This window comes from Saliniramus sp. (genome assembly GCF_035311605.1).
Taxonomy (GTDB): domain Bacteria; phylum Pseudomonadota; class Alphaproteobacteria; order Rhizobiales; family Beijerinckiaceae; genus Saliniramus.
In genome coordinates this window covers 1-5,202 of record NZ_DATGCW010000095.1, presented here as the reverse complement: position 1 = coordinate 5,202, position 5,202 = coordinate 1, and the positions used below count along the sequence as shown (strand labels likewise).

7 protein-coding genes and 1 pseudogene are annotated in these 5,202 nt (G+C 65.1%); 3 read left to right on the top strand and 5 right to left on the bottom strand.

All coding sequences use genetic code 11. The features are described from left to right. Positions 1 to 307: 307 nt before the first annotated feature. On the top strand, positions 308 to 628 hold the full coding sequence (locus VKP01_RS04470; RefSeq protein ID WP_324410667.1) for a hypothetical protein: 321 nt from the start codon (positions 308 to 310) through the stop codon (positions 626 to 628). Between the two features lie 36 nt (positions 629 to 664). Here VKP01_RS04470 and fliP read toward each other — a convergent pair whose 3' ends face one another. The 4 genes from fliP to VKP01_RS04450 are packed head-to-tail and all read right to left on the bottom strand — an operon-like array spanning position 665 to position 3,292. After that, positions 665 to 1,441, bottom strand: a complete 777-nt coding sequence (gene fliP, locus VKP01_RS04465) for a flagellar type III secretion system pore protein FliP (protein WP_414706516.1) — start codon at positions 1,439 to 1,441, stop codon at positions 665 to 667. Further along, complete coding sequence (locus tag VKP01_RS04460) at positions 1,438 to 1,992, bottom strand: flagellar basal body-associated FliL family protein (protein ID WP_324410665.1); 555 nt, start codon at positions 1,990 to 1,992, stop codon at positions 1,438 to 1,440. Before VKP01_RS04460 ends, fliP begins: the two co-directional genes overlap by 4 nt. Before the next feature lie 50 nt (positions 1,993 to 2,042). Beyond that, on the bottom strand, positions 2,043 to 2,756 hold the full coding sequence (gene flgH, locus VKP01_RS04455; protein WP_324410663.1) for a flagellar basal body L-ring protein FlgH: 714 nt from the start codon (positions 2,754 to 2,756) through the stop codon (positions 2,043 to 2,045). After that, positions 2,753 to 3,292 carry a MotE family protein gene (locus VKP01_RS04450; RefSeq protein WP_324410660.1) on the bottom strand — a complete coding sequence of 180 codons (540 nt, stop codon included), beginning with the start codon at positions 3,290 to 3,292 and terminating at the stop codon, positions 2,753 to 2,755. Before VKP01_RS04450 ends, flgH begins: the two co-directional genes overlap by 4 nt. A 290-nt stretch (positions 3,293 to 3,582) precedes the next feature. Here VKP01_RS04450 and VKP01_RS04445 point away from each other — a divergent pair, with 290 nt between their 5' ends. Further along, positions 3,583 to 3,963 carry a response regulator gene (locus tag VKP01_RS04445; RefSeq protein ID WP_324410658.1) on the top strand — a complete coding sequence of 127 codons (381 nt, stop codon included), beginning with the start codon at positions 3,583 to 3,585 and terminating at the stop codon, positions 3,961 to 3,963. Positions 3,964 to 4,007: 44 nt separating this feature from the next. On the opposite strand, the gene VKP01_RS04440 is transcribed toward VKP01_RS04445, so the two are convergent. After that, positions 4,008 to 4,691, bottom strand: a complete 684-nt coding sequence (locus tag VKP01_RS04440; RefSeq protein ID WP_324410656.1) for an SH3 domain-containing protein — start codon at positions 4,689 to 4,691, stop codon at positions 4,008 to 4,010. 209 nt (positions 4,692 to 4,900) lie between these two features. On the opposite strand from VKP01_RS04440, the pseudogene VKP01_RS04435 reads away from it, so the two are divergent. Then, a pseudogene (locus tag VKP01_RS04435) lies at positions 4,901 to 5,202 on the top strand (hypothetical protein); the annotation flags it as partial.

Here is a 5,202-nt window from a genome sequence, read left to right as displayed (position 1 = left end):
ATCCCGACGGGCGCAGGGAGGGGTACGGCGCTGCCTCCGGCGCCTGACGCAATCCCGGCTTGACGTTTCTCGCATGCGCATTCCATCAACGCGGCCTGAGGCGATGATCCGGCAGGACAAGGTATGCGTTGCGCGTCAGTCGTCACGACGATAATTTCCTGATCTCCGTGCGACTCTTGGGCTTCCTGGCGGTTGCGTGCAGAATCGCGACCTTCACGATGCTCGACCTCGCCATACGCGCCTTGCGGGGCGCGACACGGGAACCGGCGTTCTCCTCCTCGTCCTGCGCGGCGTCTTTGCAGCCTGCATGATCGCCATGACTGCGTTCGCCATGACTGCGTTCGCCATGACCGCGTTCGCCATGACCGCGTTCCAGGAACCGCGTTTCGATCGTGCTGCGGTAATCGTCGAGCGGCATACCCGCAGCGTCTTCGGTGCGCAGCGCGTCCGTCTCGCGCTCCGCGATATCGAAGCCGTGTCGGTTGATCAGGGCGACGGAAAGTGCGGGCGCCGCTATTCTCGCCCGGTCCTTCTCTTGCGCGATCCGCCGGGCGGAAGCTTCGCGCTCAGCAAAACCTTCAACCCGTTCCGCGAAGCGCTTCACATGACCCGTATGATCGAGGCCTGACCCGGGCAGACGCGCGCGTCAGGACGCTGTGCAACGCTAGAAGAATGACCGAACGAGGCCGCCGACGAGCAGATTCCAGCCGTCGATCAGGATGAAGAACAGGATCTTGAAGGGCAGGGCGATCACCGTGGGCGGCATCATCATCATGCCCATCGACATCAGGATCGTCGCGACCATGATGTCGATCACCAGAAAGGGCAGGGCGATGATGAAGCCGATCTCGAAGCCGCGGCGCAATTCCGAGATCATGAAGGCAGGGATCAGCACGCGCAGTTCCACCTCCTCCCGGGGCTGAATGGTGCCGAAGCTCTCTTCGGCTAGCTCGACGAACATGGCGAGATCCTGCTCGCGCACATGGGTGAGCATGAATTCGCGGAACGGCTCGACCGTGCGCGCGAAGGCTTCCTCTTCGGTGATCTCGTTTTGAAGCAATGGCTGGATACCGTCCTGCCAGGCCCGGTCGAAAGTGGGGGCCATGACGTAGAAAGTCATGAACAGGGCCAGAGAGATCAGCACGAGATTGGCTGGCGTCGATTGCAGCCCGATCCCCGAGCGCAGGAAGGAGAGTGCCACCACGATACGCGTGAAGCTCGTCACCATGATCATGATGCCCGGCGCGATGGAGAGCACGGTGAGCAGGATGATCAGCTGGACGATCCGCCCCGTGGTCGAGGCCTCACCATCGGGGATCAGGTTGCCCAGATCAATCGTCTGGGCCTGCGCGGTCTCTGCCGTAAGAAGCCAGAGAGCGAGGCCAAGGCCAAGGCCAAGGCCAAGGCCGAGGGTAGGGAAGGCGCCGCGCATCGATGTCATTGCACGACCAATGTCTCGAGGATGAGCTCGCGCACACGCCCTTCCGAGCGGATCGTCGCGCGCTCGGAAAGATCCTCGCGCAGGAACTGAAGTCCGCTGGCCCCTTCGAGGCGGGCAAGGTCGAGGGTGCGCAGATAGGCCATGATGTCGCCCGAGACCTCCGCCGCCAGCCGTGTACGCGCCGCTTCATCGGGTTCGTCGAGGACGAGGGCTATATCCGCGCGGATGAAGGTCTCCTGTGGATGGCGCAGATTGGTGACGATGGGTTCGAGGCGGAAGAGGCTCGTGCCCGGTTTGTATCGCAATGGCTCCAGCGCGGGTGCAGTCGTCGTCTGATCGACGCGCAGCGCCCGCTCATGCACGATGAAGGCAAGTGCCATCCCGGTGCCCCCCGCGAGAATGGTGAGGAGCGCGAGCGCGGCAAGGAAGCCGGCCCGACCGGGTTTTCCAGCTTCCACGGTACGGCTGCCGGACGGACCGACCCCGCTCCGTCCCGCCATGCCGGGATCGTAGACGTCCCGATCCGCGATCGTCGTGACGGCCTTGCTCATGACGCGCATGTCCTCCGGTTACGATCCGTGCCAGGGCTACTTGCCAGGGCTCAGAACGGCGTGACGCGGTCGTAGACCTGCTGTCCCCAGGCCGGCTGCTGCACCTCCATCGAGCGGCCGCGCCCACCATAGGAGATGCGCGCTTCCGCGATCTTCTCGTAATCGATGGTGTTGCGCGCGGAGATGTCGCGCGGGCGCACGATGCCGGCGACGTTGAGAACGCGCATCTCGTAATTCACGCGCACTTCCTGTGAGCCGCTGATCATCAGATTGCCGTTGGGCAGGACGTTGGTGACGACGGCCGCGACGTTCAGATCGATCCGCTCGGAACGATCGATCGTGCCCTGGCCGCGCGAACTGCTGCCCGAATTGACCCCGGCGCCGAAATCGCCGCCGACGCCTGGTCCGCCGAGATTGCCGCCGAAATCGAAGCCGATATTCGCCCCCGAATCCCGTGAGCGGCCCGTCGCATTATTGAGCCGGGCCTGATCGGCCATGCGAATACGCACCGTCAACACGTCGCCGACCTTCAACGCGCGGGCATCGGCGAAGAGGTTCTCCCGGTTGTCGCTCCACAGTGAATGGTAGGCGCGCTCGCTCTGATCCGGGAACGAGCCGGAGGGGAGGGAGGCGTGATAGGCGGTCAGACCGGAGCCGACCGGGGTCATGCCCGGCTCGACGCCGACCTCGGAGAAATCGGTCGCGCAGCCGGCAAGCAGCACTGAGCCGGCCAGCACCGGCATGATGGCGGAACGGGTTCTCATAGGGCATTCTCCTGGTCGAGGGCCGAGCCTGCGACGGTGCGGGTGAGGAGGGCCGCACGGCCCGGCTCCATTTCGTTGAGGATGGCGCTGGCCTGACGCGGGTTGAGTTTGGCGATCACGGCGCTGGCGGTCGGGTCGTCCATGACGGCGAGCTGGGCGGCTGCCGCGTCGGGACGCATGCGGGCATAGATTTCGATGACGCCTTCCTCGGCGCGGCGCAGAAACTCCTCCCGGCGTGCGAGGTAATCCTCGTAGGCGGCACGCTCGCGGGCGAGATCTTCGAGGCGTGCTTCGATGCGAGCCTCGATTTCAAGCAGCGCCTGCGCCTGCCATGCGGCGCGGGCTTCGCGGGCGGGATCGTGGATGGCTTCGCAGTAGCGCAGTTGATCGGAGGCCTGCTCTGCGGGGGCTTCCTCGGCAAATGCGGGGGGGATGACGAGGCTGAGGGCGAGACATCCGATCCCTGCCAGCCTGTGGCGAATCCCTTCGCCGCAATACGACTTTCGCCTGATGCTCTCTGTTGCTGCCTTGACCATCGTTCGTGCCGCACCCTATCCATTGCCTGTGGCAGGGTGTAAGCCTTCAAGCTTGCATCAGGCTGGAGCCGGAATGCGGCTGCGATTGGCGTGACTTTTTGCGAGGGGGCGCGCTAAACTCGCGCCTTCGCCAGGATTGCCAGAGGGCGCAGCATCCGCATCGGCAGCGCTATCGGTTGCAGCCGCTATGCGCGCGCAAGTGCGACAGGTGTACTGGATTGCGGGCTGTGGGGGCCTTGAAGGTTGTTTCGCCGGACTCCGGCGACGCATGCTTAGGGGAGTTGAGGGGCATGGCTGGAATGGGCGGGGAGACGACCCCCCTGAACGTGCTCGTCGTTGACGACGATCTGCTGATACAGATGGCGCTCGCCGATATGGTCTGCGAACTCGGGCACGCAGCCGAGTCCGTGACCTCGGCGCAGGAAGCGCTTGATCGCGTGCTTGCGGGCGAAGCCGTGGATCTCGTGATCACGGATCACGCCATGCCGGGTATGACGGGGCTCGAACTCGCGCGCAAATTGCGCGCCGAACGCCCCGAATTGCCGGTCATGCTCGCGAGCGGCTTCGATGAGCTTCCGGGAAACGAGCCGGATGACGACTGGCCACGCCTGCGCAAGCCCTTTCAACGCGAAGAACTCGTCACCCTGATGAACCGTCTTTGCGGCGCGTGACGGGGCCGCAGGGCGATCCGTCCGGCCCGATCACGGCTTTGCCATTACTCTTGCCGACGCTGCAGGCGTTGTGGCTCAGCCATTTCCGGCATGCCGAGCCGGCTCGTGCGCTGCTGCGGCGCGGGTTGCGTGACAGGCTCGCGCTGAGCGGCACGCATATCTTGCCGACGCAGCGCGACGTCGTAATCATGGGTCACGGGCGGCGGGATCACATGGGTGCGCACGCTGCTGCGCGGCGCGATACCACTCTGACGCGGGGGCGTGCCATAGCTCCAGCTGTGCCGGTGTGACGTGCGATAGGCGGGCTCGCGATAATCGCGATAGCCGCGTGCCTCATGGAGATACGGACCCCGGGTCTCGAATTCGAAGGAGATGAAGGGGAGAATGCCTCCGCGACGCGGCGCGACGGGGCCTCCGAAATCGAGGTAACGCCCCGATACCCAGCCCGTCGCATTGCGCTGGCTGACATTGCACCAGGCGCTCCCGCGCGTGCAGTTATGCACCAGAACGGGGCTGCCGCGGCGAAGCACCGTGATCACGGGATACTGGGTCGAGGGGCCCGTGCGCATGTTGAGATCGTTCACCACGACGGCGCGTTGCGCCTGGGCCGATATGGCCGGCGCGGCGAATGCGAACAGGATTCCGAGTGCCAGAAGGGCAGCGCAGGAGCGCGCAAACCGGTCGAGCTGACCGGCGCCGTTGCGCGTGATGGCAGATGTCGTCTTCATCGGTTGACCTCGCCTCTCATCGTCCCCGGCGTTCAAGCCGGGGCAATAAACCTCAAGCATCGCACGCGCCTTTGCGGGCAACTCGCCCGCTACGTCACGCCTGACCCTCCCCGGCCCGTCAGTGCAGTTTCTCGCCGCATACTGCAGCCTGATTTCAGCGTCGCGCTCCGGCAAGCAAACGTCAAGAGTTCGATGCTAATTTGATGCATATGAAACAGAAACAGATCATTCCCGGACGATCGCTGGCGCAGCCGGATCGCCGCCGCCTTCTGACCGCAGGACTCGCCGTACCGACCGGCCTCGTCGCAGCCGCCGGTTCACTTGCCGTCGGCGCCGGTGCGGCGCAGGCGGGTCCTGGTGCGAGCCCGATGCTGCGTGATGCCCGCGAATTCGGGATCCGGCCCGATTCCGAGGCCGATCAGGCCCCCCTGCTGGAGGCCGCCTTGCGGGAAACAACACAAGCGGGGGGCGGGCTGCAGCTTCCGCCCGGCCGGTACCGTGTCGCGGAAGC